This is a genomic window from Neiella marina (genome assembly GCF_002165625.1).
Taxonomy (GTDB): Bacteria; Pseudomonadota; Gammaproteobacteria; order Enterobacterales; family Neiellaceae; genus Neiella; species Neiella marina.
Window position 1 is genome coordinate 294036 of record NZ_NGNS01000002.1, and the last position, 25738, is coordinate 319773.

Here is a 25738-nt window from a genome sequence, read left to right on the forward strand (position 1 = left end):
TAAAGGCGATCAAAAAATGAATCTCAGCATGACTTTAAAAGCGGCATGTCTATCTGTTTGCTTTTCTTTTGGCGCCTCGGCTCAGCAGCCATTAGACACGACGACCAAGATTATCGGTGGTGAGGCTGCTGATATTGGTCCTTATGGGTGGATGGCTTCAGTACAATTCATTGGCAATGATGGTCAGTTTATCGATCAATCCCAACACTTCTGCGGCGGCTTGCAAATCAATGACGACTGGGTGTTAACCGCTGCCCATTGCCTTACCTCGTTTGGTTTGGCTCCCGCAGATCTTGCTGTGGCAGTAGGAGTTGAGCAGCTTAATGCTGTGAATCGTTCGAATCTAAAACGCGTCGAGCAGTTCATCGTGCATCCGCAATACGATGAACAGAGCAATGACAATGACGTTGCTCTCATCAAGTTACTGCAATCAAATCCGTTAGCAGAGTATCCAGAGTTGGCGACTGCTGCTGAGACATCTGGGTTGGTAAATGGCGACGATTTGCTAGTCCTGGGGTGGGGCGATACCGAGGACGAAGAGTCTCCAGTCAACCAGTTGATGCAAGCTTTGGTGGCTTATGTTGCTCCTCAACAATGTCGAAATGAATTTAACCGCACAGGAGTCAGTGTCACAGACAACATGCTCTGTGCCGGCGGCAACAATAGCGCAGATACTTGTTTTGGCGACAGTGGAGGACCACTACTAAACCAAGATAACCATGTTTTTGGCATTACTAGTTGGGGCATTGAATGCGCCGGGCGTTTTCCTTCTGGCTATGCGCGAGTAGCCAGTTTTTTGCCATGGATTGATGAAACAACGGCGGGTCTTGTGACGACAACGCCATTGTATTTTGGCTTGCTGCCAATTGGCCAGTCGACAATACAAACGGTACTGATTACCAATCAGTCGACGGTCACGCCCATTGATATTGGTTCAGCTAGCGTGGCAGGTAACTCCTATTCCATTATTACTGACGATTGCTCAAATCAAACATTGCCAGCGCAGCAGCAGTGCGCACTAGAAATCGAGTTTGAAGCACGTAGCCTTAACTCCACTGCCGGAGTGATTAACTTTGCAACGTCCAGAGAGCCGATTGAAATTGATTTGGTGGCTGATGTCGCCGCTGAGGTGAATTTTGGTAGTGAAGCAGTGCCATCTTCTTTGGCGACCTTCGCTTTTGGCCAAAGCCAATTCGAGCAACAAGGCGCCGAGTTACTCGCATCTCTGGCAGCGGTTGCTCAAGATGAAACAGATTTATTGATTCAGTTTGCTGAAGCGGGGCAGGTATCGTTTGACGTTTCTTTCAGCAACGACGAAGGCCAAAGCCTTTGGATTAGCGAACTTGATGGCGATGTTATTGCTATTTTTTCTTCTCCAAACGGCAACTTCGACTACCAAGTCTCTGCTGGTGATACCTTGCTCATCAACTACACGGTTACCGAAGTAGGAACCGCCACTATTAGTGAAATTGAATTTGAACCAGAGCAACAGCCGCCTGCCGATGTATGTTGTACTAACGATGTCATTACCCCATCAGGAGGCGGCGGAGGATTTGGCGAGTTTGCCATCATGGCGTTAGTCGGTTTGTTGGTCGCGCGGCGTTACCGGATCAGGCGGTAAAAGCCGCTTCAGTTGGGTAATTACTTGATCCCTTACCTGTGGCACTCTAGACTAGCCGCCGCTTAAATTCCGCCCATTGACCAAGACAACACCGGAGCATCGGATGAAAGTCGCTGATTTCTCGTTTGAATTACCTGACGAGTTAATTGCCCGTTATCCTCAACCAGATCGCAGTAGTAGCCGATTGCTGTGCCTTGATGGCAACTCCGGTGAGCTTCAGCATCGCCAGTTCACCGACATTATCGATCATGTTAACCCCGGTGACTTGTTGATTTTCAATGATACTCGAGTGATCCCTGCGCGAGCATTTGGCCGCAAGGTCACTGGTGCCAAACTGGAAGTTTTGGTTGAGCGAATCATCTCGCCACAACAAGCCCTTGCTCACGTCCGTTGCAGCAAAGCGCCAAAACCCGGCACAGTGATCATCCTCGAAGACAAAGTAGAGGTGGCAGTTACCGGGCGCCAAGATGCCTTGTTCGAACTTGAGCTAAGCGAGCATCAAAGTTGGCTCGATGTGCTTGAAGACATTGGACACATGCCGCTTCCGCCATATATCGACCGACCAGATGAAGATTCCGATCGCGAGCGCTACCAAACGGTTTATAACGACAAACCAGGAGCCGTAGCCGCACCGACTGCAGGTCTGCACTTTACCGATGAGTTGATGGCAGCAATCAAAGCGAAAGGGGCAGACATTGGGTTTGTTACTTTGCATGTTGGCGCCGGCACATTCCAGCCTGTGCGGGTGGATGATGTCAAAGACCATGTGATGCATGCAGAATGGGCCGATGTACCGCAAGCTACGGTGGATAGAATCAATCAAACGAAAGCTGCTGGTGGTCGCGTTATTGCGGTGGGAACCACTTCGGTACGCTCACTAGAGTCAGCAGCAAAGGCTTCAGGAGTGGGCAACCAGCTGCAATCGTTTTGTCAGGACACTAGCATCTTTATCTATCCTGGCTATCAGTTCCAGTTGGTTGATGCCATGGTGACCAATTTTCACCTGCCGCAATCGACCTTGATCATGTTGATTAGTGCCTTTGCTGGGTATGATCATGTGATGGCGGCATACAAGGCCGCAGTCGAACAGCAATACCGCTTTTTTAGTTACGGCGATGCCATGTTCATCACGCGTAACGAGCACTTATAGTGGTAACTAGTAAGTTACTACTTACTTCTCTATAAACAACGAGTCAGCACCGGACTGTTTTTCCGGTTAGCGAGGACCTATGAAATACGAACTCATCAATACCGATGGTAAAGCCCGTCGTGGCCGCTTGCATTTTGAGCGTGGCACGGTTGAGACCCCTGCTTTTATGCCGGTAGGCACCTACGGCACAGTGAAGGGCATGACCCCAGAAGAAGTGGCAGGAACAGGAGCAGAAATCCTCCTCGGCAACACCTTCCACCTTTGGCTTCGCCCGGGCATGGAGATCATGGAAATGCATGGCGATTTGCATGATTTCATGAACTGGCAGGGTCCTATTTTGACTGATTCCGGTGGATTCCAGGTATTCAGCTTGGGTGCCCTACGCAAGATCACTGAGGAAGGTGTCAGCTTTAGTTCACCAGTTAATGGTGACAAGATCTTCCTGACTCCAGAAGAATCGATGGAAGTACAAACCTCACTTGGCTCAGACATCGTTATGATCTTCGATGAGTGTACGCCGTATCCAGCGACCTTTGATGAAGCCAAAACGTCGATGGAAATGTCGCTGCGTTGGGCTGAGCGGTGCCGGACTCACTTCGATAAAATTGAAAATCCTAATGCCTTATTTGGCATTATTCAGGGTGGCATGTACGAACCGCTTCGTGAAGTGTCATTGAAAGGCCTGACCGACATTGGTTTTGATGGTTATGCCATTGGTGGTCTGTCGGTTGGCGAGCCGAAAGAAGACATGATCCGCATTTTGGATCACACTACCCCCTTGATCCCCGAAGATAAGCCCCGATATCTGATGGGAGTCGGCAAACCTGAAGACTTGGTTGAAGGCGTGCGTCGCGGCGTTGATATGTTTGATTGCGTGATGCCGACCCGAAATGCGCGCAATGGCCATTTGTTTGTCACCGATGGCGTGGTAAAAATCCGCAACGCCAAGCACAAGACAGATACCGGACCACTTGATCCAGAGTGCGATTGCTACACCTGTAAGAATTACAGTCGAGCGTATTTGCATCACTTAGACAAGTGTAATGAGATCTTGGGAGCTCGTTTGAACACCATCCACAACTTACGTTTTTACCAACGAGTGATGGAAGGTTTGCGGGCTGCGATAGAGCAGGGTAAATTATCCGACTTTGTAACCGATTTTTATGCTCGCCGGGGGCTTCCAGTGCCACCTCTCGAGCAACAAAACACAACTGACTAACTGTTAAGGAAGTATTCATGAGTCTGTTTATTGCAGATGCCTGGGCTGATTCAGGTGCACAAGCGCAAGGCGGTGGCTTTGAGTTGATTTTCATGCTGGTAATGTTCGCCGTGATTTTCTATTTCATGGTGTATCGCCCGCAAGCTAAGCGCGTGAAAGATCACAAAGCTTTGGTTAGCGCGCTGAAAAAAGGCGATGAAGTTCTGACCAATGGTGGTCTGGTTGGCAAAATTGCCAAGGTAAGTGATGACAAAGATTTTGTTGTCATCAGCTTGGCCGAAGGCCTAGATGTTACTGCTCAAAAAGCAGCTATTTCAGCGGTGCTGCCGAAAGGCACAATGAAGTCACTGTAATAAACTCGGCAGGAGCCGATTGTGTTAAATACAAATCCTATTTGGAAAGTGCTGATGGTGATCCTTGTGGTCGCCATTTGCGCACTTTATGCTTCACCAAACTTATATGGTGAGGATCCCGCTGTACAGATCTCTGCTGCCCGCGGTGCGACCGTTGAAGCGCAGACCCTAGACACAGTGAAACAAGCCCTTGAGGCCGAAGGCGTTGAATACAAGCGCTTGACCCTTGAGAACAATCAAATTGAATTACGCCTGCTTAATTCAGATCAACAGCTACCTGTTCGTGAATTGGTTGCCAATGCCCTCGGTGACCGCTTTGTCGTGGCGTTGAACCTCGCGCCAGCGACGCCTGAGTGGCTCGAAAGTCTCGGCGCTAGCCCAATGAAGCTAGGACTCGACTTACGTGGCGGTGTTCACTTTCTGATGGAAGTGGATATGGGCGCTGCGATTGCCAAGACCGAAGAGCAAATGGTGCAGGATTTTCGCTCCGATTTGCGCGAGGAAGGGGTGCGCTACAAAGGCATCCGTCAACGTTCGCAAGGTGGCGTAGAGCTGCGTTTTCGTGATGAAGCTGGCCGCGATGAAGGTACCCGTGCCCTCGAGCGTAAGTATCCAGACTTAGTCTTCACTGATACCGATAGTGACACCGACACCATAGTTACCATGAGTGAGCAGAAGCTGAAAGAAACGCGTGATTACGCTGTTCAGCAGAACATCACTATTATCCGTAACCGGGTTAACGAGTTAGGTGTTGCCGAGCCTTTGGTACAACGCCAAGGTGCTGACCGTATTGTGGTTGAATTGCCAGGGGTTCAAGACACTGCTCGCGCCAAAGAAATCTTAGGTGCTACGGCGACTCTCGAATTCCGCATGCAAGATACCAAGGGCGATGTCGCCGCTGCTGTCGGTGGCCGCTCGATTCCTGGTAGTCGATTATTTACCGACCGCGATGGCCGTCCGGTACTTCTGAAGAATCGGGTGATCCTGACCGGTGACCATATCGTTGGTGCGCAGTCTGGCTTTGATGAGTATTCGCGCCCACAGGTAAACATTTCACTGGATGGCAAAGGCGGCAATAAGATGGCTGCGGCCACCAAAGATGCCATTGGCCAACCGATGGCAACGGTATTCATCGAATACAAGCCTACCGGCAAACGTGATGCCGATGGCCGCCCAATCTTCGATAAGCAAGAAGAAGTGGTGAACGTTGCGACAATTCAAGCTCGCCTCGGACGCAGTTTCCGGATTACTGGTATCGACTCTCAAGCAGAAGCGCACAACTTGGCGTTGGTACTGCGTGCCGGTGCCTTGATTGCACCAATTCAGATTGTTGAAGAGCGTACTGTTGGTCCAAGCATGGGGGCGGAGAACATTGAACGAGGTCTAACCTCGATCATTTATGGCCTTGCCGCCACCATTGCATTCATGCTGTTCTACTATCGTGGTTTTGGCTTGGTTGCCAACGTTGCGTTGGTAATGAACTTGGTACTGATCGTTGGTGTTATGTCGATGCTGCCGGGGGCGACGTTATCGCTGCCAGGTATCGCCGGTATCGTTTTAACCATTGGTACAGCAGTCGATGCTAACGTGCTTATCTTTGAACGAATACGTGAAGAATTGAGGGCTGGGCGCTCGGTACAACAGTCGATTCATATGGGTTATTCCAATGCCTTATCATCGATTGCCGATGCCAACATTACCACCTTTATCACGGCGGTTATCTTGTTCTCTATCGGTAGTGGCCCAGTGAAAGGCTTTGCTTTGACACTGGCTATTGGTCTTGCGACCTCAATGTTTACCGCGATCGTTGGTACGCGTTTGGTCGTTAACTCAGTTTGGGGCGGTCGCCGTCTCGATAAGCTGCCGATTTAAGGAGCCGACAATGTTTCAAATCTTAAAACTCGACAGCGATATCAACTTCATGCGTTGGCGCGGTCCTGCCGGCATTTTATCGGCTATTTTGGTCATTGTGTCATTAGCTCTAGTTGGTGTTCGTGGCTTGAACATGGGGCTTGATTTTACCGGCGGTACATTGGTTGAACTTGAGTTCTCTAAATCTGTCGTTGCCTCTGATATCCGCGGCGTATTGGAAACTGAAGGCTTTGAGTCGGCAACGGTTCAGGCTTACGGCTCTAGTCGTGATATGTTGGTGCGTTTGCCTCCGATTGAACAAGCTTCTGCGGAAACCCTAAACAACAAGATTACCGACGTACTGAAAACTCAGCTTGACGACCAAGTGATTATCAAGCGTACGGAGTTTGTTGGTCCTGTAGTGGGTCAGGAGTTGATGGAATCAGCTCTGCTGGCGATGGTTGTCGCACTCATCAGTATTCTGATTTATGTCGCCTTTCGTTTCGAGTGGCGCTTGGGTGCAGGTGCTGTGGCGGCTTTGTTCCATGATGTGTCGTTGATCTTCGGTTTCTATGCCCTGACTCAGTTGGAGTTTAACCTGACCACCGTGGCTGGTGTACTCTCGGTCATTGGTTACTCGCTTAACGACACCATCGTGGTATTTGACCGCATTCGGGAAAATTTCCGCAAAGTGCGTAAATTGGGTGAGATTGCGATTACTAATGCATCATTGACCCAAACCCTAAGCCGTACCCTGATTACCTCGTTGACTACCCTCGTCGTGCTGTTTGCCTTGTATTTTGCTGGTGGTGAGTTGCTAGCGACATTCTCGGCATCTTTGATCGTTGGTGTTGTGGTCGGTAGCTACTCGTCGATTTACATTGCTACCACAACGGCGTTGGCTCTTGGTCTCACTCGTGAATCTCTGATTCCAGAGGAAATCGAGAAAGAAGGTGCTGATCAGCAAGCCATGCTGTAACGACTGAGTTACTAGCTCTTACACAAGCGGCCCTGATGGCCGCTTTTTTTATGAGCAATCCTCTGACATAAATTATTACATTGGTCTTTTGAGCTTGGAGTCGTTTGCTTACGTTTTACCTTTGGCTAGCAACCAAACTGGAGACCAAGCATGACTTTATTATCAAGTATCTTTGCAGTATCCCTTTTGGCCACTCCCACCGATGTTGAAGTATTTCGAGTGACCAACTATTACCCGCAACAGCTCGAACTACAATCTTCTGAGTATGCCCAACAAGCTCGCATATTGGTCAAGTATGAAGTGGGGCGTGATGTTCGAGAAGCCAAACAGCGAGTGCTGGAACAGGCTCAGCAACAACCCAACTGACCAGTGAATTCGGCGCTCAAGTGCGCGGTGTTGTTACTAGGTACACAACTTTGTTATTGCAGTAGGGGTGTTGATGTAGAAGGGTAACAATTGATGTCGATTATCAGCTTACGACATATTTGCTTACCACCTCGATAGGAACAGCAATCAGAGTTCGGCTTTACTTAGCTGCGGCAAACAACGCTGGAGAGCGACCATGATTATTTCTGCATCTATTGTTATTTCTGCATTGGCATCCCAACCGGTTGATGTGCCGGTGTATACCGTCAATTATCTACATCAACAACAAACAATCGAGTTACCCCGATATCTGCGACAGGCCCATCAAGCAATACATTACGACGTGGTGATGGATGTCCATCAAGCGAGGTTGCGCGTTATTGAATCCGCCGAGCAATTATCCAAGGTTGGTTAATTGCGTCAATGCAGCTGTTGGTTTGGCAGTAATTGTTGAACGAATTGTGGTCAGCCGCTGGATACAAAAAAGGCCCTAGCGAGAGCTAGGGCCTTTTCTATTCGATATCAATAGCGACCATTTAGCGCTTTAGCGCCTCGCCTAAGTGAGGTTGCATGGTCTTCACCAAACGTTGAGTGACACGAGGGTTAGCTGCCACAACGTTGCCGCTTTTCAGGTGGTTGTGACCACCGACGAAGTCACAAACGATGCCGCCAGCTTCGCGAACAATCAATTCGCCTGCTGCGATGTCCCATGGCTTAAGGCCAATTTCCCAGAACCCATCGACGCGGCCAGCTGCGACATAAGCTAAGTCCAGTGCTGCCGAACCGGCGCGGCGCATGTCGCCAACATGCTCGAACAAGTCAGCAAAAATCGCGGTATAAGCTGGCAGGTGGTGTTTCGCCTTGAATGGGAAACCGGTGGCCAGCAGAGTGCCGTTCAAATCAGGTTTGTTTGTTACACGAATACGATAACCGTTCAGCTGGGCGCCTGCGCCACGGCTCGCGGTAAACAGTTCGTCACGGATTGGATCATAGATAACCGCCTGGTCGAGACGATCTTTGTGTTTCAGTGCAATTGAAATTGCAAAGTGAGGTACACCACGCATGAAGTTGGTGGTGCCATCGAGTGGGTCAATTATCCATTGGAAGTCACTTTTCTCTGCGCCACTAATGCCGCTTTCTTCGGCTACGATGCTGTGATCAGGATACGCATTTAATAGCGTTTCGATAATAACTTGTTCGGCATCCTTATCGATGTTGGTGACAAAATCATTGGCACTTTTAGTTTCCGCTTCGACACGGTCCAGTCGTTCGTAACCTTGCAGGATCACTTTTCCTGCCGCTCGTGCTGCACGCACGGCGATATTCAGCATTGGATGCATTCCACTACCACTCGATGTTTTGTTAAAGAACTAGGTCGGCGGCGGAGTATACACGTGGTTGTAGGCTTATTCCAGCTTAAATTTTGACCAGTTTAAATTGGTGCTTTCGTCATTATCAAAAGATCTCAACAAGGTCTAGGATCTCCATCTATAAAACAATGATCTGGCGTGATAAACTTCGTGCCCGCAAAAATTCCAGGTGCATTTCAATCATGTTGGATCAAGTTCGCATTGTGTTGGTCGGCACGACTCATTCCGGCAACATCGGCTCAGCTGCCCGAGCGATGAAAACCATGGGGCTTAAACATTTGTACCTCGTTGATCCTCAGGCAATGCCTGATGGTAAGTCGGTTGCGTTGGCCGCTGGCGCCGTGGATGTGCTTGAAAACGTAACTATTTGCGATTCGCTGCAACAAGCTATCGCTGACTGCGGTCTAGTCGTAGGGACGAGTGCCCGAAATCGCACCTTTAGCTGGCCGATGTTGGACCCTCGCGAATGTGGTGAAAAGGTGATTGCCGAGGCGCCTAACTACCCGGTAGCGATTGTCTTCGGTCGCGAAGCTCATGGTTTGAGTAATGATGAGTTACAGCAGTGTCATTTTCATGTGTGTATTCCGGCAAATCCGGACTATAGCTCGTTGAATTTGGCTGCCGCCGTCCAAACCTTATGTTATGAGGTGCGAATGGCCTGGTTAAGCCATCAGCAACATGAGAGTGAACAAACGGAGTATCCGCTAGCCGAGCAATTGGAAGGGTTTTATCAGCACTTGGAACAGACCCTGCGCCAAACCGGATTCATTATTCCACAGCATCCAGGTGCTGTAATGACAAAGCTAAGGCGACTGTTTAACCGCGCGCGGCCAGAGGTAACAGAGCTAAATATTTTGCGAGGCATGCTGAGTTCAGTGCAAAAACCTGGACGTAAGAAGCATGCATCACATCAGGAAGACGCGCAGCAAGCGAGTGATGTTGACAACAACGACAAGGAATAAGGAGAACAACTCAAATGTTTAGGCACATGAGAGAAGACATTCGTTGTGTGTTTGGGCGCGATCCAGCAGCCCGCAATACATGGGAAGTGCTCACTTGTTACCCTGGGCTTCACGCTCTTTGGCTTCATCGTTTGGCAAATTGGTTTTGGCGTCATCGGATGAAATGGCTAGGCCGTTTTGTGTCGTCCTTTTCGCGATGGATGACAGGAATCGAAATTCACCCTGGAGCCACCATTGGTCGGCGTTTTTTTATTGACCATGGGATGGGCATTGTGATTGGTGAAACGGCTGAGATCGGTGATGATGTGACGCTATACCACGGTGTTACGTTAGGTGGTACCAGTTGGGATGCAGGAAAACGTCATCCGACATTAAAAAATGGCGTAGTGATCGGCGCCGGCGCTAAGGTGTTAGGGCCTTTCACTGTCCATGAGAATGCCCGAATTGGATCCAATGCTGTGGTGGTCAAGGAAGTACCCGCTGGAGCTACCGTAGTGGGGATCCCCGGGCGAATCGTGAAGGCACAGACTAGCACCGACGAAAAACGAGAACATCGTGATGCATTAGCCAAGAAATATGGCTTTAACTCCTATGCGGTGTCACCCGATAATCCAGACCCGGTTGCTCAAGCCATTGGCCAGTTAGTTGACCATATTCATCTGATGGATGCCAAAGTCAATGACATGTGCGGTGCAATTAATGACCTCGGTGGCGACGTTTGCAAAGAAATTCCAGAGCTCGACGTGATTGATTTAGCCGAGGCAGAAAAGGAAGCAGCGCAGGCTCGGCAGCGAGAGCGTGAAGCATTTGATCCAGGAATTTAGCTTGCCGGTTGATCCGGTCGAATAAAACTTGAGTAAATTAGTATGATATTTACTTGACTGTTTTACTCGGGTATGTGACCATTCCCGGCACTGCTGAGAGAGACCGGACATTATAATGCGTTTAACATCAAAAGGCCGCTATGCGGTAACAGCCATGCTTGATGTGGCTCTGCACTCTGAAGATGGCCCTGTGCCATTGGCCGATATTTCAGAACGTCAGGACATCTCATTGTCCTATCTGGAGCAGCTTTTTTCTCGCTTGCGTAAGCAAGGGCTAGTTTCCAGTGTCCGTGGCCCCGGCGGCGGATATCGTCTCGGCAAGGAAGCAGCTGATATTTCCGTCAATATGGTGATCGCAGCAGTCGATGAGTCGATTGATGCAACGCGTTGTCAAGGCAAAGGCGACTGCCAGAGCGGTAATCGTTGCTTAACCCATTCGTTGTGGCTGGGTCTCAGCGAACGCATAGAGAACTTCCTAGCTAGTATTTCGCTGGCTGATTTGATGCAAGAGCACGACGTTCAAGGCGTGACCGAGCGTCAAGATACTCAACTGAACAATAATAAGATTAATATTCCCCTCCACATGGTGGGTTGATAGCCGTACGCGGCGCAGACGAGATTTATACGGAGTAATTCATGAAGCTTCCGATTTACTTGGATTATTCAGCAACCACCCCTGTTGACCCTCGGGTTGCTGAAAAAATGATGCAATACATGACCACCGATGGTGTGTTTGGTAACCCAGCTTCGCGCTCTCACAAGTTCGGCTGGCAAGCGGAAGAAGCGGTTGATATCGCCCGTAACCAAATCGCCGACTTGATCAATGCTGATCCACGAGAAATCGTCTTTACATCCGGCGCGACCGAATCGAACAACCTTGCTATCAAAGGTGCAGCCCACTTCTATCAGAAGAAAGGCAAGCACCTAATCACCTGCAAAACCGAGCACAAAGCTGTTTTAGATACCTTCCGTCAACTCGAACGAGAAGGTTTCGAAGTGACTTACCTTGAGCCTGAGAGCAATGGCTTGATTGACCTGGCCAAGCTTCGGGATGCCCTTCGTGAAGACACCATCGTTGTTAGCATCATGCATGTCAACAACGAGATCGGCGTGATTCAAGACATTACCGCTATTGGCGAGCTATGCCGCGAGAACAAAGTATTGTTCCACGTTGATGCAGCGCAAAGCGTCGGTAAGGTGCCGATCGACATGGTCGAGCAAAAGATCGACATGATGAGTTTTTCTGCTCACAAGTGTTATGGCCCAAAAGGCATTGGTGCTTTGTATGTGCGCCGCAAACCGCGGATCCGTTTGGAAGCACAAATGCACGGCGGTGGCCATGAACGTGGGATGCGCTCTGGCACTTTGCCGACTCATCAGATTGTTGGTATGGGTGAAGCCTTCCGCTTAGCAAAAGAGGAAATGGCGCAAGAGAACGAACGCGTACTAGCGCTACGTCAACGCCTGTGGGATGGCATCAAGGACATGGAGGAAGTCTATGTCAACGGTGACCTAGAACAGCGCGTAGCGGGCAACCTCAATGTCAGCTTTGCTTTCGTTGAAGGTGAGTCACTGATTATGGCATTGAAAGATCTCGCCGTGTCGTCCGGCTCCGCTTGTACATCAGCTAGCCTCGAACCATCGTATGTGTTGCGTGCCCTAGGGCTCAACGATGAGCTTGCGCATAGCTCAATTCGTTTCAGCATTGGCCGTTTCACTACCCAAGAAGAAGTGGATTACACCGTCAACTTGCTGCAAAACGCGATTGGCAAATTACGTGAAATGTCGCCGTTGTGGGAAATGTTTAAAGACGGCGTCGATTTGAATAAAGTCGAATGGACTCACCATTAATTGCGGACGGACAAAGTAGGAGTAAATAGATATGGCTTACAGTGAAAAAGTAATCGACCACTACGAGAATCCTCGCAACGTTGGCTCGTTTGAAAAAGATGATCCACAAGTTGCTACCGGTATGGTCGGTGCACCCGCTTGTGGTGACGTGATGAAGCTTCAACTTAAGATTGATGATGATGGCGTAATTGAAGATGCCAAATTCAAAACCTATGGCTGTGGTAGCGCCATCGCTTCGTCATCGCTAGTAACTGAGTGGGTGAAAGGCAAGACCCTCGATGAAGCGGCAACAATCAAGAACACTGAAATTGCCGAGGAGTTGGCATTGCCACCAGTTAAGATCCACTGTTCAATTTTGGCAGAAGATGCCATTAAAGCAGCGATTGAAGACTATAAAAGCAAGCAACCCGCTTAATCTCAGGAGACATAAGGCATGGCAGTAACAATGACTGACGCAGCAGCCGATCGAGTCAGTGCATTTTTATCAAATCGAGGTAAAGGTGTGGGCCTTCGCCTCGGGGTTCGAACGACTGGTTGTAGTGGCCTTGCCTATGTCCTGGAGTTTGTTGATGAACTGGAAGATGGCGATGAAGTATTCGAGACCCATGGCCTGAAAGTCATCATTGATGGCAAAAGCCTGGTATACCTCAACGGCACTGAGCTTGATTTCGTCAAAGAAGGATTGAATGAAGGCTTCCAGTTCAACAATCCAAATGTAAAAGACGAGTGTGGCTGCGGCGAGAGCTTTACCGTATAGCTTTTTTTGAGCCTTGTTAACGCGCACTGATCATTATGGACAATTACTTTCAACTGTTTGGTTTGGGCGAGCGCTATAGCCTTGACCAAGCAGAGCTAACCAGTACCTTCCGAAACCTGCAAAAATCGGTTCATCCGGATCAATTCGTCAGCCAAGGTGAGCAAGCTCAACGCTTAGCGGTGCAAAAGTCAGCACAAATTAACGACGCTTACCAAACGCTTAAAACGCCGTTGCGCCGCGCTCAATACATGCTCGAATTAGCTGGTATCGATTTGAAGTCCGAGCAACACACCTTGCGCGATCCAAGCTTTTTGATGCAACAAATGGAATGGCGAGAGCAACTGGAAGAACTGAAGCAGGCCGAAGATATCGACGGCTTGGAGCAATTCTCTGATACCATTGCAGCGGCTCAGCGGCAGCTAACTCAGCAAATCGCGCAAGCGCTTGACGCTGGCCAACATCGCCAAGATGCTCCGAAGTGGGCCAATGAAGTGCGCAAGTTATCGTTTATGGATAAGCTGACCGCCGAGATAGCTCAGGCTGAAGACGCACTCGACTACTAATTTTTAGTTTCAATACAGTTAGGCTAATTACATGGCATTGCTGCAGATCGCAGAGCCCGGACAAAGCGCGGCTCCGCACCAAACCAAACGTGCTGTAGGCATTGATTTGGGTACCACTCACTCTCTTGTTGCTACAGTACGTAGCGGTCGAGCGGAAACACTGGTTGATAGTGATGGCCATGCCATCTTGCCATCCGTGGTGAGCTATCAAACTGACGCTATTCTCACCGGTTACCAAGCGATCGCTAAAAGCGAAATTGATCCGGTCAATACGATTGTTTCGGTGAAGCGCTTTATGGGCCGCTCACTGGCCGATATAGAAGCGCGACAACAGAGCTTTCCTTATCAGTTTTGTGAAACTGACAACGGTCTCGTCGCATTTGATACACCGCAAGGTAAAGTCAATGCCATAGAAACTTCCTCGCACTTGCTCACAACCCTTCGTGAGCGCGCCGAGCAATCGCTTGGCGGGGACATTGATGGCGCGGTGATCACTGTGCCTGCCTACTTTGACGACGCCCAACGCCAGGCAACTAAAGATGCCGCGCAGTTGGCCGGGTTGAAGGTTTTACGGTTGATTAACGAACCGACAGCAGCCGCTGTTGCCTATGGTCTCGATAGTGGCGATGAAGGCGTTATCGTGGTCTATGATCTCGGTGGCGGTACGTTCGATGTGTCGGTGCTGCGATTACAAAAAGGCATATTTGAAGTACTCGCTACGGGGGGCGACTCGGCCTTGGGAGGCGATGATTTTGATCAACTACTGGTTGATGATTTTATTGCCCACACAGGACTGACCAACGAGCAACTTTCACAAGCCGATTTGCGCCATTTGGCCAATAGTGCCCGCAGTGTGAAAGAACAACTCAGCGAACATGCTGCTGTCGCTGTGACCCTAAAGTTGTCGTCTGGCGATTATCAACTTGATGTTGCTCGTCAACATTTTGAGGGCCTTATCGATAAATTGGTCCGTAAAACATTGCTAGCCAGCAAACGAGCACTGAAAGATGCCGATATCAGCGCTGACGAGGTGCTACAAGTCGTGATGGTTGGTGGTTCCACTCGGGTACCAAAAGTCCGAACCGATGTCGCCGAATTGTTTGGTAAAGAGCCGTTAACTAGCATTGATCCTGATAAAGTCGTTGCCATGGGGGCTGCGTTGCAGGCCGACGTGTTAGTTGGCAACAAGAATGCCGATGAAATGCTTTTGTTGGATGTTATTCCGCTGTCGCTCGGTTTAGAGACCATGGGTGGCTTGGTGGAAAAAGTAATTCCCCGCAACAGCACTATTCCGGTGGCGAAGGCACAGGAGTTTACCACCTTTAAAGATGGCCAGACTGCAATGATGATTCATGTCCTTCAGGGCGAGCGTGAACTGGTTGACGATTGTCGTTCACTGGCACGATTCACTTTGCGCGATATTCCGCCGCTGGCCGCCGGAGCCGCCCACATTCGAGTGACATTCCAAGTTGATGCTGATGGCCTACTGAGTGTGTCGGCGATGGAAAAATCGACCGGTGTATCGGCATCGATTGACGTCAAGCCATCATATGGCTTGAGTGAAGATGAAATTACTCAAATGATTAAATCGTCGATCACCCACGCCAAACAAGATATGACGGCTCGGATGTTGGCCGAGCAGCGTGTTGAAGCCGATCGCGTGATTGAGGCTCTCGATGTTGCAATTGCCGCTGATGGCGATACATTGCTCAGTTGTGATGAACGTGATGCTTTGCTGAATGGTATCTCCGAACTGAAAGATGTTGCCCAAGGGCAAGATGATAAGGCGATTGAATTAGCGATTGAACGCGTCAATCAGTTATCTGAAGTATTTGCGGCACGCCGGATGGATGTGTCGATTCGGTCGGCATTGGCGGGCCATAAAGTGGATGAGGTTTAAAATGCCAAAAATCGTATTTCTACCCCACGAAGAACTTTGCCCTGAGGGCTTGGTGGTTGATGCCGCAGCTGGAGATACTGTCCTTGATGTGGCACTTCGCAACGACATCGATATTGAGCACGCTTGTGAAAAATCGTGCGCCTGCACAACTTGTCATGTGGTGATCCGCGAGGGCTTTGATTCACTGGAAGAAAGTGACGAGTTGGAAGACGACATGCTAGACAAAGCTTGGGGGCTCGAACCTGAATCTCGGCTTGGTTGTCAGGCTCAAGTCGCTGATGAAGATTTAGTTGTTGAAATTCCCAAGTACACCTTGAACATGGTGTCTGAACAGCACTAGGAGCATAGCTATGGCGTTGAAATGGACCGATTCGCTAGAGATTGCATTAGAACTGATTGATGCTCATCCAGATGTTGACCCAACGCAAGTGAGATTTACCGATCTGATGCAGTGGGTAGTCGAGCTGGATGAGTTTGATGATGACCCCGCGCATTGCGGAGAACGCATCCTGGAAGCGATTCAACAACACTGGATCGATGAAGCAGATTAAAGAAACGGCCGATAGGCCGTTTTTTTTCGCCTTTCGACTTATATTCGCACCGCTCTTCGCTTTATGATGGTTGCGTCACATCTGGTATTTTTTTAACGCTGTTCATTCAGCCTGTTCGATGCGTATAATGCGCCGCGATAATTAAACCTGTGACAACAACAGGAACCTTTGTATTCTTCCCTCAAGGAGAGCTGAAAGATGGCGATTCAACGCACCTTTTCAATCATCAAGCCCGATGCCGTCGCTAAAAACCTGATTGGCGCTATTTACAACCGTTTCGAGTCTGCTGGCTTGACCATTGTTGCTTCAAAAATGATTCACATGAGTCAAGAGCAAGCTGAAGGCTTCTATGCTGAGCACAAAGAGCGTCCGTTCTTTGCAAGCTTGGTTGAGTTCATGACTTCTGGCCCTGTCATGGTTCAAGTGCTGGAAGGCGAAAATGCGGTGCTAGCAAACCGTGAAATTATGGGCGCAACCAACCCTGCAGAAGCTGCTCGTGGCACTATTCGTTCTTGTTTTGCTACTGAAGTTAGCGAAAATGCAGTTCATGGTTCAGACGCGGTCGAATCAGCTGCCCGTGAAATCGCATATTTCTTCTCTGATGATGAAATTTGCCCACGTACTCGTTAATTCGAATGTGGCAACAAAAAGCCCCGCGGAGCGGGGCTTTTTTGATCGTGAGCTAGCGCTCTGACGATTACATCATTGACTGTTGGTAGTTCGCCAGACCAATGCGTTTGATTAATCCCAGTTGTTGCTCTAACCAGTAAGCATGATCTTGTTCGGTATCTTCTAACAGCGTTTGCAAGATATTGCGGGTTTGATAGTCACGTTCCTGTTCGCAGATTGCTATCACGTCACGCAGTGCTTCGGCGACGTCATACTCGAGATCCAAATCGCCTTGCAGCATGGATTCAACATCGGCACCAATCCGCAAGTCGTCGCGCTTGGTCATACATGGCGTGCCTTCTAAAAACAGAATGCGCTCAATAAGCAATTTGGCATGGCCTTTCTCATCATCAAATTCGTGTGAGATTCGCTCGTATAGTTTCGTCAGCCCCCAATCAGCGTACATTTCTGAGTGTATGAAGTACTGATCCATTGCGGCTAGCTCGGCAGCCAGCAATCGGTTCAAAGAGTCGATAACTTGTTGATTACCTTTCATTGCAATTCTCCTCTGGCTGCAGTTTATAGTTGCGCCTGTAAATAGTTTTCGGTGCCAAGTTCTTTGAGTTGATGCTGTTGTGTCTCAATCCAGTCTACGTATTCTTCTTCGTACTCTAAAATTTCCTCAAGTAGCTGACGTGACACGTAATCAGCCTTCTGCTCACACAGCGCAATTGCTTCGCGAAGGATTGGCAGTTGTTCAACTTCAAAAGCCATATCGCAATCGAGCATTTCTTCAGGATGCTCGCCGATACGCAAATGTCCGAGTTGTTGTAGATTTGGTAACCCTTCTAAAAACAGAATGCGCTCGATTAGCTCATCGGCTTGCTTCATGTCTTTGATGGATTTTTTATATGCTTTGTCATTCAGCTTGGAAAAACCCCAGTTTTTGAACATGCGGGCATGGAGGAAAAACTGGTTGATAGAGGTTAGCTCGCTGGTAAGGACTCGGTTGAGTGCCTGAATGACTTCTTTGTCGCCTAACATGTTGCCTCCAATAGCTATTGGTATTGCTTTCAGTTGCTTCAATTTATAAGCCAGAGCTTAGTTCAAAAATTGATGTAGAACAATAAAAACCTTTTATTTTTCATGTGCTTGCAAATGATAATGGTTGTTGTTATTAGTCGCAACAATGGCCGATAACAACAACTCTTTATAATTCTTGTAGTTAACGCTTTGACATTAGAGTGACGCGATAACTTACCGCCATTCGAAGACTTTATGAGATGTCGAGGGTTTTAATATTCTATACTTGGCTAGTGCTGGGCGTTGAACGATGCTTGCTGTCGCTATCTGCCAGCGAATACTAAAGCAATCTTTGTCTGGTCAGATCTCGTAGAAACGTTTAGTCTTCAACGTCATAGTAGTTTTAAAGTCGAGGTGGTGGAATGAATTTGCGATTATCAACCCTGTTGTTCGCTTTGATTATGGTCGTCAGTGGTTGCGCCAGTAAACCAAACATTGAATCAGACTTCACCGAAGAGTTTACCTTTACCTTCCTCAAAACCTATTATTTGATTCCCGCCAATGCCCAAACCTATGACGGTCAAGCTGGAACTAGCTTAGAAGAACAACGGGTCGAAAAAGCCATTAATGATGCACTGCAAATGCGTGGCATGACAGCTGTTGCGCGTGACAAAGCCGATATCTTGGTGAGCTATCATTTGACCAGCAAGGATCGCACGCGGATCCGAAGTTATCACAATAATTTCAACTACTATGGCCGCTACTACCACCGCTATTGGGGGGCTGGTTGGGGCAATGATATCGATGTCGATCAGTTTACCGAAGGGCAGTTGCTCATTGATTTAGTTGATCCAGAGGCCAATCGCGTGGTGTTTCGCAGTGTTGGTAAAAAACGGGTCAGACGATCTACGGTAGATGAGAAGATCGAAGCCGCAAATCGTTATGTTCAAGCCATGTTTGCCGAAGTGCCGGGCTGGTAGTAATTAGCCTGGTTGAGCTCGGACGACTATTAAGGCCACAATCCGATAAGCTGATAGCAGATTGTTCTCCATAATTTGCAGTAATAGGACGCAGTGATGTTTGTTCGTGAAGATACCGATGACAAAACATTTTTTTCTCGCTATGACAAGGCACATCCGTTGTCGAGCCATGTGGAGCGGCCCTTTGAATTAGACGGCATGACCTGGTTGACCATTGAACACTATTTTCAGGCCATGAAATTCTCTGATGAAGAACTGCGGCAACGCATTAATCAAGCTGCATCAGCAGAGCAGGCTGCGAAGATAGGCTCAAAGTGGTATCGACGTCCGCGAGCTGATTGGAAGAAAATTCAAACTGTGGTCATGACCCGGGCTGTTTATGTGTCAGCCAAAACTTACCCCGAGGTGGCGCAAGCACTGCTCGAATCGCTAGGCCAAACTTTGATCGAAAACGATGCGTACGATTATTTTTGGGGATGTGGTAGAGATAAACGCGGCGAGAATCAATACGGGCAAGTACTGATGAAGGTGCGCGAAAAACTAATTGAAGAGCAACCTAGCTCTTAACATCTTGGCCCACATATGCGTGGTTAGGAATAGGGTTAGGTTACCGATAACAGTCATAGCTCACGCAACGATACTTTTCCTCCCTAGGAAGCTTGTGCCAGCACACAGTTACGCTTGTTGATTGGTGAGAAAACTAAGTCAGTGTGGTTCAATCGAGGCAATGATGTTCGCGTAACTTGCCCATACGTTGGGCTGATAAGGGCGTCCGTTTGATTGTTTTGTTCTCTCGCGTCTTGCTGTGTTGTTCGTTACTACTGGTGCTTGCTCTTCCTGCTGCGTTGGCACAACAACCTGTTCGCATTACTCTGCTGTCGCCGGGGGCTGCGGATGACCCCTTTTGGAGTGAATTAGAAGGTGCGATGCAGGTTGCCGCAAGGCAGTTTGAATTTGACTTCAAGATAGAACGACTCAGTCACAAAGAGCATAACCGCTTTTCGGTCTTGTCCCGCTACCAAGAAATAATTGAAGGCCCGAATAAACCCGATTATTTCATTAGTTTCTTTCAGCGCGGTATCGAGCAAAACTCACTGGAAATGTTCGAGAAAAATCGCGTTCACTTCATTTCCATCAACACCGGTTTGCCTAGTGATTACGCCGAACAATTTGGCAAGCCTGGCGAGCGCTATCAATATTGGTTAAGTCATGTCTCGCCAGATGATTATTTGGCTGGCAAGCAGTTAATGCATTCGCTTGTCCAACAAGCATCGCAGAAAACCCCTGACAAAGACGTATTGACGGCTCTCGCCTTTGGTGGTCCAACCCATAGCCAAGTCGGTCGTCAACGCCTGTTAGGAATGAGGGCTGCGTTGGCTGAGATTAATAGTGAAGGTGAGAAAGTTGCGCTGTTGCAACGGGTCTTTTCTGACTGGCGAGGTGAAGAGCTAGTACAAAAAGCGCAAGCTTTGTTTAAGCGCCACTCATACCCCGACGTGCTTTGGGTGCCATCCGATGGCACTGCGATTGACTTGCTTGCCATTATGCCGGAACAGGCCAAACGCCATACCACCGTGGGCAGCTTTGATTGGAGTGATTTGGGAATTGCTAAGATTCAACAAGGCCAGCTATATGCATCGATTGGTGGTCACTTTTTAGATGGTGTGTGGGCACTGGTGATCGCATTCGACCATGCCAACCGGGGAGAGTTGGCAATGAGTGAAACCGTGTTTAACACCAAGATGAACATTATCACTATGGATAATTTGCTGGACTATCAACAGTGGTTGGCAAATAAAGATTGGTTGAAGGCCGATTACAGGCGCTTTACCAAAACCCATAACTCGTTTGTTCGCGCCAATGGCTATGACTTCAATCTAGTGCCAGGAGACTAGCTGATAGAAGCCAAAGCAAACTATTTTTTGCTCGCCAATGCCCGGCCGCCATCCAAATCAATACAACTGCCTGTCAGGTAGGTATTACTGAGGATATAGTTGACCGTGTCAATCACGACGTTAGCGCCGGGTTCTATAGCCATCAGCGATTTTGTTTTGGCCTTTTGCCGATATGCCTCATCGTCGTCTTCATTAAACATGATCAAACCAGGAGCGATGCTATTAACCTTCACGGTCGGAGCTAACAATGCTGCGAAGGACTTGGTCATGTTATGCAATGCAGCCTTGCTGGCCGCATAGGCGATGTGCTTTTTGCTCCCGGTTTTCTCGACGTAGTCGGTCATGTGAATAATATCGCCACAGCCATTGCTGCCGAGTAGCTCCGCCAATGCCAAGTTCAGTTGATACGGCACCATGGCGTGGATCTGCATCATTTGTGTCATCGTGTCTTGTGGCGAGACATTGACCGATTCTGGTTGCCAGTCAGAAGCATTATGGATCAGCGCACGAATAGAGTTGCAGCAAAGCTTCACGGCCGCAATAAATTGATTGATGCCTGTTTGGCTTGAGAAGTCTGCTTGTATGCAAGTAATACCGAGCTGTTGCAGCTCCTCGAGAGATGCCTTATCGCGTCGGTAACTAATGACCACCGAGTGCCCTCTTGCAGCTAAATCCTTCGCCACAGCCATCCCCACTCGCTGAGCGCCGCCGGTAATAATGATCGCATTGGTCAGAGGATCTGTGCTGGGGGTGGAATTGCTCATACTTAGTTGTCCTTAAACAGGCGCTTTTGGCGACATGCTATACACTTAGGAGTGATTATAATTGCTGGATTCAAACAGTTAACGATCAGAATACAAAGACTGATCAATCTTAAATGCTGTCATTTGCGTACATCCAAACATAAAACGAAAACGAGAACAAAGGATGATGATGTCGCCACAAGCCAACGCGGTCAGACAAGCGCTTGTCGATGCAGGATTGGAAACTCCCCTGCGAGACAACGGCCTAAATCGCGATCAAAAGTACCAGAAAATAATGGAAAGCATGACGGACGTAGTCAGTGCCCTCGGCCTTGATTTGCAAGATGATAGTCTGGCAGAAACACCACATCGCATTGCCAAAATGTACGTAGACGAAATCTTTTGCGGATTGGATTACGGTAATTTCCCCAAAATCACTCAGATCGATAACAAAATGGGCTGTGACGAGATGGTCAAGGTTCGTGATATAGCGGTTACGTCAACCTGTGAGCACCATTTCATCACCATCGACGGCTCGGCAACGGTGGCTTACATTCCGCGAAATAGTGTTATCGGTTTATCGAAAATTAACCGCATCGTCCGTTTTTTCGCACAGAGACCACAAGTTCAAGAACGATTAACCAGGCAAGTATTGATCGCGTTGCAAACCTTGTTAAATACCCAAGATGTAGCCGTGAGTATTCGAGCGACTCACTACTGTGTTAAGTCCAGAGGTGTGATGGATTCGAATTCATCAACAGAAACAACGGCTTTGGGAGGCGTTTTCAAGAGCAGCTCGAAAACCAGAGCGGAATTCCTAGCGTGACCCGCATGGGGGGAAGCGAAGAACTGGCATTAGCGTGCTAAAATTTGTACAATTCCGCGCCCCAAAATCGGGGGTCGTTGTAGAAGGGCAAACGCGTGTCAGAAAAAATCAACTTATTGGACCTTAGTCGTCAGCAAATGCGCGAGTTTTTCGCCGAAATGGGCGAGAAGCCGTTTCGTGCCGATCAAGTGATGAAGTGGATTTATCACTACGGCTACGACGACTTTGAGCAAATGACCAATATCAACAAGGTACTGCGCCAAAAGTTGACGGATTGCGCTGAAATCAAAGCTCCCGAAGTCGCGACTGAACAACGTAGCTCTGATGGAACCATCAAATGGGCCTTAACAGTTGCCGGTGGCCAAGAGGTTGAGACCGTCTACATCCCCGAAGAAGGACGGGCAACGCTGTGCGTGTCTTCACAAGTTGGCTGTGCTTTAGAGTGCACGTTTTGCTCGACTGCGCAGCAGGGCTTTAATCGCAACCTTTCTGTTGCAGAGATCATCGGCCAAGTTTGGCGAGCGGCTAAAATCATTGGCCCGGCGGCACTAAATGACGACCGTCCGATCACCAACGTGGTGATGATGGGCATGGGTGAGCCGTTACTCAATGTGAAGAACGTCGTGCCTGCGATGGAATTGATGATGGATGACTTTGGCTTTGGTTTGTCTAAGCGCCGCGTTACGTTGAGTACATCGGGTGTGGTTCCTGCATTAGACAAGTTGGCCGACCAAATCGATGTGGCGTTGGCGATATCCTTGCACGCACCAACAGACCAGTTACGAGATGAGATCGTACCGATCAACAAAAAGTACAACATCGAAGCATTCTTAGGTTCGGTGCGTAATTACTTGAGTAAGTCAAATGCCAATCAAGGCAAAGTTACCGTTGAATATGTCATGCTTGACCATGTCAACGACAGCATGGAACAGGCTCATGAACTAGCGCGGGTGATGAAGAATACACCATGTAAAATCAACCTCATTCCATGGAACCCATTCCCCCAAGCTCCCTACGGTCGCTCATCAAATTCTCGTATTGACCGATTTGCCAAGGTGTTGATGGAGCACGGCTTTACCGTGATTGTCCGCAAGACTCGAGGTGACGATATTGATGCCGCTTGCGGTCAGTTAGCTGGCGATGTTGTTGACCGCACCAAGCGTACTCTGAAAAAACGGATGCAAGGCGAATCTATTTCGGTCAAAATGGCGTAATTCCCTGTAACGTACGTGATTTTTCATGCGCTATTTTCTGCTGCTGTTATCCGTCTTGAGTGTCGCTGGTTGCGTCACTGAGACCCGCGTTGCTGGCTCCAATAAACAAGTTGTTGAACAACAAGCTGATCCCGTCGAAGCGGCTCGGACACGAGTCGCCCTTGGTCTTCGTTATTTACAAAATGGCGATCCTGCTCAGGCTAAATATAATCTGACCAAAGCTAAAGAACATGCGCCGCAGCTACCCGAGGTACACTCAGCTTTAGCCTACTACTACCAACGCGTTAGTGAACCGCAGCTTGCTGAGGAGGCATACCGAGATGCTTTGCGTTATGGTGCTAATGACGGCTCTGTGATGAACAACTATGGCGTGTTTCTTTGCCAGCAAGGGCGATATGAAAAAGCCATTAAACAATTTTCTGCTGCGGTTCGCGAACCCACTTATATCCGAGTCGCAGATGCATATGAAAATGCTGGCCTTTGTGCGTTGGGGCAATCGAAGCCAGAAGATGCTCGCGACTTTTTTGATAAGGTGTTGAGCTACGATGCCTCGCGGCCTAGAACCTTGCTGGGATTGTCGGACTCCTATTTGCAACTTGGTTTGATTGATTCGGCAGATTTCTATTTTCAGCGTTACCTCAATCGAAATTCGCTCGATGTCGATAGTACGGTTCTTGGCTATCGATTGGCAGTAAAGCAGAACAATCGGCAAGACATTCAAAAGTATCGGCTGATACTGCAGTCGCGCTATCCACAAGCCTATGATGCGTTGATCCGAGTCCCAGAGGCATCGAATCAAGTCTCTGAGCAAGTGAGAACAGAAAAAGCCGCTAAGCCAGAGGTAGCGAGCAAAGCGACGGCTGCCGAGACGGCTATTACCATTTATAAGATTCAAGTGGCAGCCAGCGTAGAGCCCCTATCGGCGACTTATTTGCAAGGTCGCCTAATTGATAAGAACCTCAACGTTGTTGAATTTGAACACGATGGCTGGTTCAAGTACTTTGCTGGCGAGTATGCCACTGTAGAGGCTGCTGAAAAGGCAAAAGCCCTAGTAAAACCTAAAAAAGCATTCATCGTTGGCATCGCCAATGGTCAAATTGTGTATAGCAAGTATTAATAGAGAACATCGGATTTTTATCTATGGCAGACGACAATCACACAATGCCTGAGCCAAAAACTGCCGGCCAATTATTGCAGGAAGCTCGGAAGCAGGCGCAAATTCCAGTAGCAGAGGTCGCTACGCGGTTGAACTTGCGACCGACAGTGATCGAAGCATTGGAAGCTGATGATAACGACAATCTGCCTTCTAGTACCTTTGTTCGAGGCTATCTTGGTAGCTATGCACGGTTGCTGGGAATTGCTGAGAGTGAGGTCCTGCAAGCCTATCAAGGTCGTGTAGAGCAGGCTCAGATGCAGAGTTTTTCAAATCGTACCTCCACAGAGCGGTCTGATAGTCGGGTGATGTGGTTGACCTACTTGATTGTTTTGGTGCTGATTGGTTTTTTGGTGGTTTGGTGGTGGCAAAAACAGCAAAACGGACAATTGAACTTGAACCCGCAAACAACAACCGAAGTTCAACCCGCTGACACGACTAATCAGAGCGATGATGACGTCGGTCACCCAGACATTAGTGCCGCGCTTGAGAGCGATATTGCCGAACAACCTCAACAGTCCACTTTGCCTACGGAGCCTGCAACAATAGTCAGTGCGCCACAAGATGAACTAACCGTTGCAGAGCCGTCTGCTGAATTGCCTGAGACGGCTAATGAGGTTGAGGCTTCTGTTGAAGCCGATGTTGATAGCGCCGGCGCAGTTGCAATACTTGATGAAGTTGAGCGCTCCTTGGTGGAGCAGCAGGTTGAAGCTGTATCGGTTGAGCAAGTGGAGCAGGCTCAAGTTCGCTTTATGTTATCGAAAGATTGCTGGATGCGTGTTGAAGACGCGACCGGTGAAGTCGTTGTTGAGGGAGTAAAAACTTCAGCGCGAGCTGTCGAGTTCTCTGGTGTGCCACCATTTCACGCAATATTTGGCGTGCCCGATGCTGTGACGATAGAATATCAAGGTGAAGCTTATCCGTTTAAGGTGGACAATCCGCTTAAAACATTGCGTTTAACATTCCCGGCAGAGTAAT

30 protein-coding genes are annotated in these 25738 nt (G+C 48.7%); 26 read left to right on the forward strand and 4 right to left on the reverse strand.

Features of this window, described 5'->3' with window-relative positions:
• Nucleotides 1-28 precede the first annotated feature (28 nt).
• The 8 genes from CBE68_RS03115 (at nt 29) to CBE68_RS03150 (ending at nt 7954) form a co-directional block, all read left to right on the forward strand.
• A complete protein-coding gene (locus CBE68_RS03115; RefSeq protein WP_158100479.1) occupies nt 29-1621 on the forward strand; it encodes a S1 family peptidase in 1593 nt (530 codons plus the stop codon).
• A 103-nt stretch (nt 1622-1724) separates the two neighbouring features.
• Nucleotides 1725-2771 carry a tRNA preQ1(34) S-adenosylmethionine ribosyltransferase-isomerase QueA gene (gene queA / locus CBE68_RS03120; RefSeq protein WP_087504589.1) on the forward strand — a complete coding sequence of 349 codons (1047 nt, stop codon included), beginning with the start codon at nt 1725-1727 and terminating at the stop codon, nt 2769-2771.
• A 79-nt stretch (nt 2772-2850) separates the two neighbouring features.
• Entirely contained in the window at nt 2851-3990 is a 1140-nt protein-coding gene (tgt, locus tag CBE68_RS03125) for a tRNA guanosine(34) transglycosylase Tgt (RefSeq protein WP_087504590.1), read from the forward strand.
• Between the two features lie 17 nt (nt 3991-4007).
• Nucleotides 4008-4343, forward strand: a complete 336-nt coding sequence (gene yajC, locus CBE68_RS03130) for a preprotein translocase subunit YajC (RefSeq protein WP_087504591.1) — start codon at nt 4008-4010, stop codon at nt 4341-4343.
• A 21-nt stretch (nt 4344-4364) separates the two neighbouring features.
• Entirely contained in the window at nt 4365-6215 is a 1851-nt protein-coding gene (secD, locus tag CBE68_RS03135; protein WP_087504592.1) for a protein translocase subunit SecD, read from the forward strand.
• A 10-nt stretch (nt 6216-6225) separates the two neighbouring features.
• Nucleotides 6226-7173 carry a protein translocase subunit SecF gene (secF, locus tag CBE68_RS03140; RefSeq protein ID WP_087504593.1) on the forward strand — a complete coding sequence of 316 codons (948 nt, stop codon included), beginning with the start codon at nt 6226-6228 and terminating at the stop codon, nt 7171-7173.
• 150 nt (nt 7174-7323) lie between these two features.
• On the forward strand, nt 7324-7539 hold the full coding sequence (locus tag CBE68_RS03145) for a hypothetical protein (protein ID WP_087504594.1): 216 nt from the start codon (nt 7324-7326) through the stop codon (nt 7537-7539).
• A gap of 196 nt (nt 7540-7735) precedes the next feature.
• Nucleotides 7736-7954 (forward strand): hypothetical protein, encoded by a 219-nt coding sequence (locus CBE68_RS03150; protein ID WP_087504595.1) that lies wholly within the window; start codon nt 7736-7738, stop codon nt 7952-7954.
• Nucleotides 7955-8075: 121 nt separating this feature from the next.
• On the opposite strand, the gene suhB is transcribed toward CBE68_RS03150, so the two are convergent.
• Nucleotides 8076-8879 carry an inositol-1-monophosphatase gene (gene suhB / locus CBE68_RS03155; protein ID WP_087504596.1) on the reverse strand — a complete coding sequence of 268 codons (804 nt, stop codon included), beginning with the start codon at nt 8877-8879 and terminating at the stop codon, nt 8076-8078.
• A 212-nt stretch (nt 8880-9091) separates the two neighbouring features.
• On the opposite strand from suhB, the gene trmJ reads away from it, so the two are divergent.
• The 11 genes from trmJ (at nt 9092) to ndk (ending at nt 16947) form a co-directional block, all read left to right on the forward strand.
• A complete protein-coding gene (gene trmJ / locus CBE68_RS03160; protein ID WP_087504597.1) occupies nt 9092-9871 on the forward strand; it encodes a tRNA (cytosine(32)/uridine(32)-2'-O)-methyltransferase TrmJ in 780 nt (259 codons plus the stop codon).
• A 14-nt stretch (nt 9872-9885) separates the two neighbouring features.
• Nucleotides 9886-10695 (forward strand): serine O-acetyltransferase, encoded by an 810-nt coding sequence (gene cysE, locus CBE68_RS03165; RefSeq protein WP_087504598.1) that lies wholly within the window; start codon nt 9886-9888, stop codon nt 10693-10695.
• A gap of 115 nt (nt 10696-10810) precedes the next feature.
• Nucleotides 10811-11290, forward strand: a complete 480-nt coding sequence (iscR, locus tag CBE68_RS03170; protein ID WP_087504599.1) for a Fe-S cluster assembly transcriptional regulator IscR — start codon at nt 10811-10813, stop codon at nt 11288-11290.
• Nucleotides 11291-11331: 41 nt separating this feature from the next.
• Nucleotides 11332-12546, forward strand: a complete 1215-nt coding sequence (locus tag CBE68_RS03175) for an IscS subfamily cysteine desulfurase (RefSeq protein WP_087504600.1) — start codon at nt 11332-11334, stop codon at nt 12544-12546.
• Nucleotides 12547-12577: 31 nt separating this feature from the next.
• Nucleotides 12578-12961: a Fe-S cluster assembly scaffold IscU gene (iscU, locus tag CBE68_RS03180; RefSeq protein ID WP_087504601.1), complete on the forward strand. Its 384-nt coding sequence runs from the start codon at nt 12578-12580 to the stop codon at nt 12959-12961.
• Between the two features lie 18 nt (nt 12962-12979).
• The gene (gene iscA / locus CBE68_RS03185; protein WP_087504602.1) at nt 12980-13303 is read left to right on the forward strand and encodes an iron-sulfur cluster assembly protein IscA; all 324 of its coding nucleotides are present in this window, start codon (nt 12980-12982) and stop codon (nt 13301-13303) included.
• Nucleotides 13304-13338: 35 nt separating this feature from the next.
• Nucleotides 13339-13866, forward strand: a complete 528-nt coding sequence (gene hscB, locus CBE68_RS03190) for a co-chaperone HscB (protein WP_087504603.1) — start codon at nt 13339-13341, stop codon at nt 13864-13866.
• 31 nt (nt 13867-13897) lie between these two features.
• Nucleotides 13898-15766 (forward strand): Fe-S protein assembly chaperone HscA, encoded by a 1869-nt coding sequence (gene hscA, locus CBE68_RS03195; RefSeq protein ID WP_087504604.1) that lies wholly within the window; start codon nt 13898-13900, stop codon nt 15764-15766.
• A 1-nt stretch (nt 15767) separates the two neighbouring features.
• Nucleotides 15768-16106 (forward strand): ISC system 2Fe-2S type ferredoxin, encoded by a 339-nt coding sequence (gene fdx / locus CBE68_RS03200; protein ID WP_087504605.1) that lies wholly within the window; start codon nt 15768-15770, stop codon nt 16104-16106.
• A gap of 10 nt (nt 16107-16116) precedes the next feature.
• Nucleotides 16117-16317 (forward strand): Fe-S cluster assembly protein IscX, encoded by a 201-nt coding sequence (iscX, locus tag CBE68_RS03205; protein WP_229744610.1) that lies wholly within the window; start codon nt 16117-16119, stop codon nt 16315-16317.
• A 198-nt stretch (nt 16318-16515) separates the two neighbouring features.
• Nucleotides 16516-16947, forward strand: coding sequence for a nucleoside-diphosphate kinase (ndk, locus tag CBE68_RS03210; protein ID WP_087504606.1), 432 nt, complete (start codon nt 16516-16518; stop codon nt 16945-16947).
• A 67-nt stretch (nt 16948-17014) separates the two neighbouring features.
• On the opposite strand, the gene bfr (CBE68_RS03215) is transcribed toward ndk, so the two are convergent.
• Both bfr (CBE68_RS03215) and bfr (CBE68_RS03220) read right to left on the reverse strand, forming a co-directional pair.
• Complete coding sequence (gene bfr / locus CBE68_RS03215; RefSeq protein WP_087504607.1) at nt 17015-17482, reverse strand: bacterioferritin; 468 nt, start codon at nt 17480-17482, stop codon at nt 17015-17017.
• Between the two features lie 23 nt (nt 17483-17505).
• A complete protein-coding gene (gene bfr, locus CBE68_RS03220; RefSeq protein ID WP_087504656.1) occupies nt 17506-17970 on the reverse strand; it encodes a bacterioferritin in 465 nt (154 codons plus the stop codon).
• Between the two features lie 401 nt (nt 17971-18371).
• Between bfr (CBE68_RS03220) and CBE68_RS03225 the strand changes: the two genes are divergently transcribed.
• From CBE68_RS03225 to CBE68_RS03235, 3 genes are all read left to right on the forward strand, one after another.
• Nucleotides 18372-18929 (forward strand): DUF4136 domain-containing protein, encoded by a 558-nt coding sequence (locus tag CBE68_RS03225; protein WP_087504608.1) that lies wholly within the window; start codon nt 18372-18374, stop codon nt 18927-18929.
• A gap of 96 nt (nt 18930-19025) precedes the next feature.
• Nucleotides 19026-19496, forward strand: a complete 471-nt coding sequence (locus CBE68_RS03230) for an NADAR family protein (protein WP_087504609.1) — start codon at nt 19026-19028, stop codon at nt 19494-19496.
• 176 nt (nt 19497-19672) lie between these two features.
• Nucleotides 19673-20824 (forward strand): ABC transporter substrate-binding protein, encoded by a 1152-nt coding sequence (locus CBE68_RS03235; protein ID WP_143824471.1) that lies wholly within the window; start codon nt 19673-19675, stop codon nt 20822-20824.
• Between the two features lie 20 nt (nt 20825-20844).
• Here CBE68_RS03235 and folM read toward each other — a convergent pair whose 3' ends face one another.
• Nucleotides 20845-21558 (reverse strand): dihydromonapterin reductase, encoded by a 714-nt coding sequence (gene folM, locus CBE68_RS03240; RefSeq protein WP_229744621.1) that lies wholly within the window; start codon nt 21556-21558, stop codon nt 20845-20847.
• Between the two features lie 196 nt (nt 21559-21754).
• On the opposite strand from folM, the gene folE reads away from it, so the two are divergent.
• The 4 genes from folE to CBE68_RS03260 all read left to right on the forward strand — a co-directional run bounded on the left by folE (nt 21755) and on the right by CBE68_RS03260 (nt 25737).
• Entirely contained in the window at nt 21755-22393 is a 639-nt protein-coding gene (gene folE / locus CBE68_RS03245) for a GTP cyclohydrolase I FolE (protein ID WP_087504657.1), read from the forward strand.
• Between the two features lie 95 nt (nt 22394-22488).
• Nucleotides 22489-23607, forward strand: a complete 1119-nt coding sequence (locus CBE68_RS03250; protein ID WP_087504612.1) for a bifunctional tRNA (adenosine(37)-C2)-methyltransferase TrmG/ribosomal RNA large subunit methyltransferase RlmN — start codon at nt 22489-22491, stop codon at nt 23605-23607.
• 25 nt (nt 23608-23632) lie between these two features.
• A complete protein-coding gene (gene pilW / locus CBE68_RS03255; protein ID WP_087504613.1) occupies nt 23633-24724 on the forward strand; it encodes a type IV pilus biogenesis/stability protein PilW in 1092 nt (363 codons plus the stop codon).
• A gap of 23 nt (nt 24725-24747) precedes the next feature.
• Nucleotides 24748-25737, forward strand: coding sequence for a RodZ domain-containing protein (locus CBE68_RS03260; RefSeq protein WP_087504614.1), 990 nt, complete (start codon nt 24748-24750; stop codon nt 25735-25737).
• The last annotated feature ends 1 nt before the right edge of the window (nt 25738 follow it).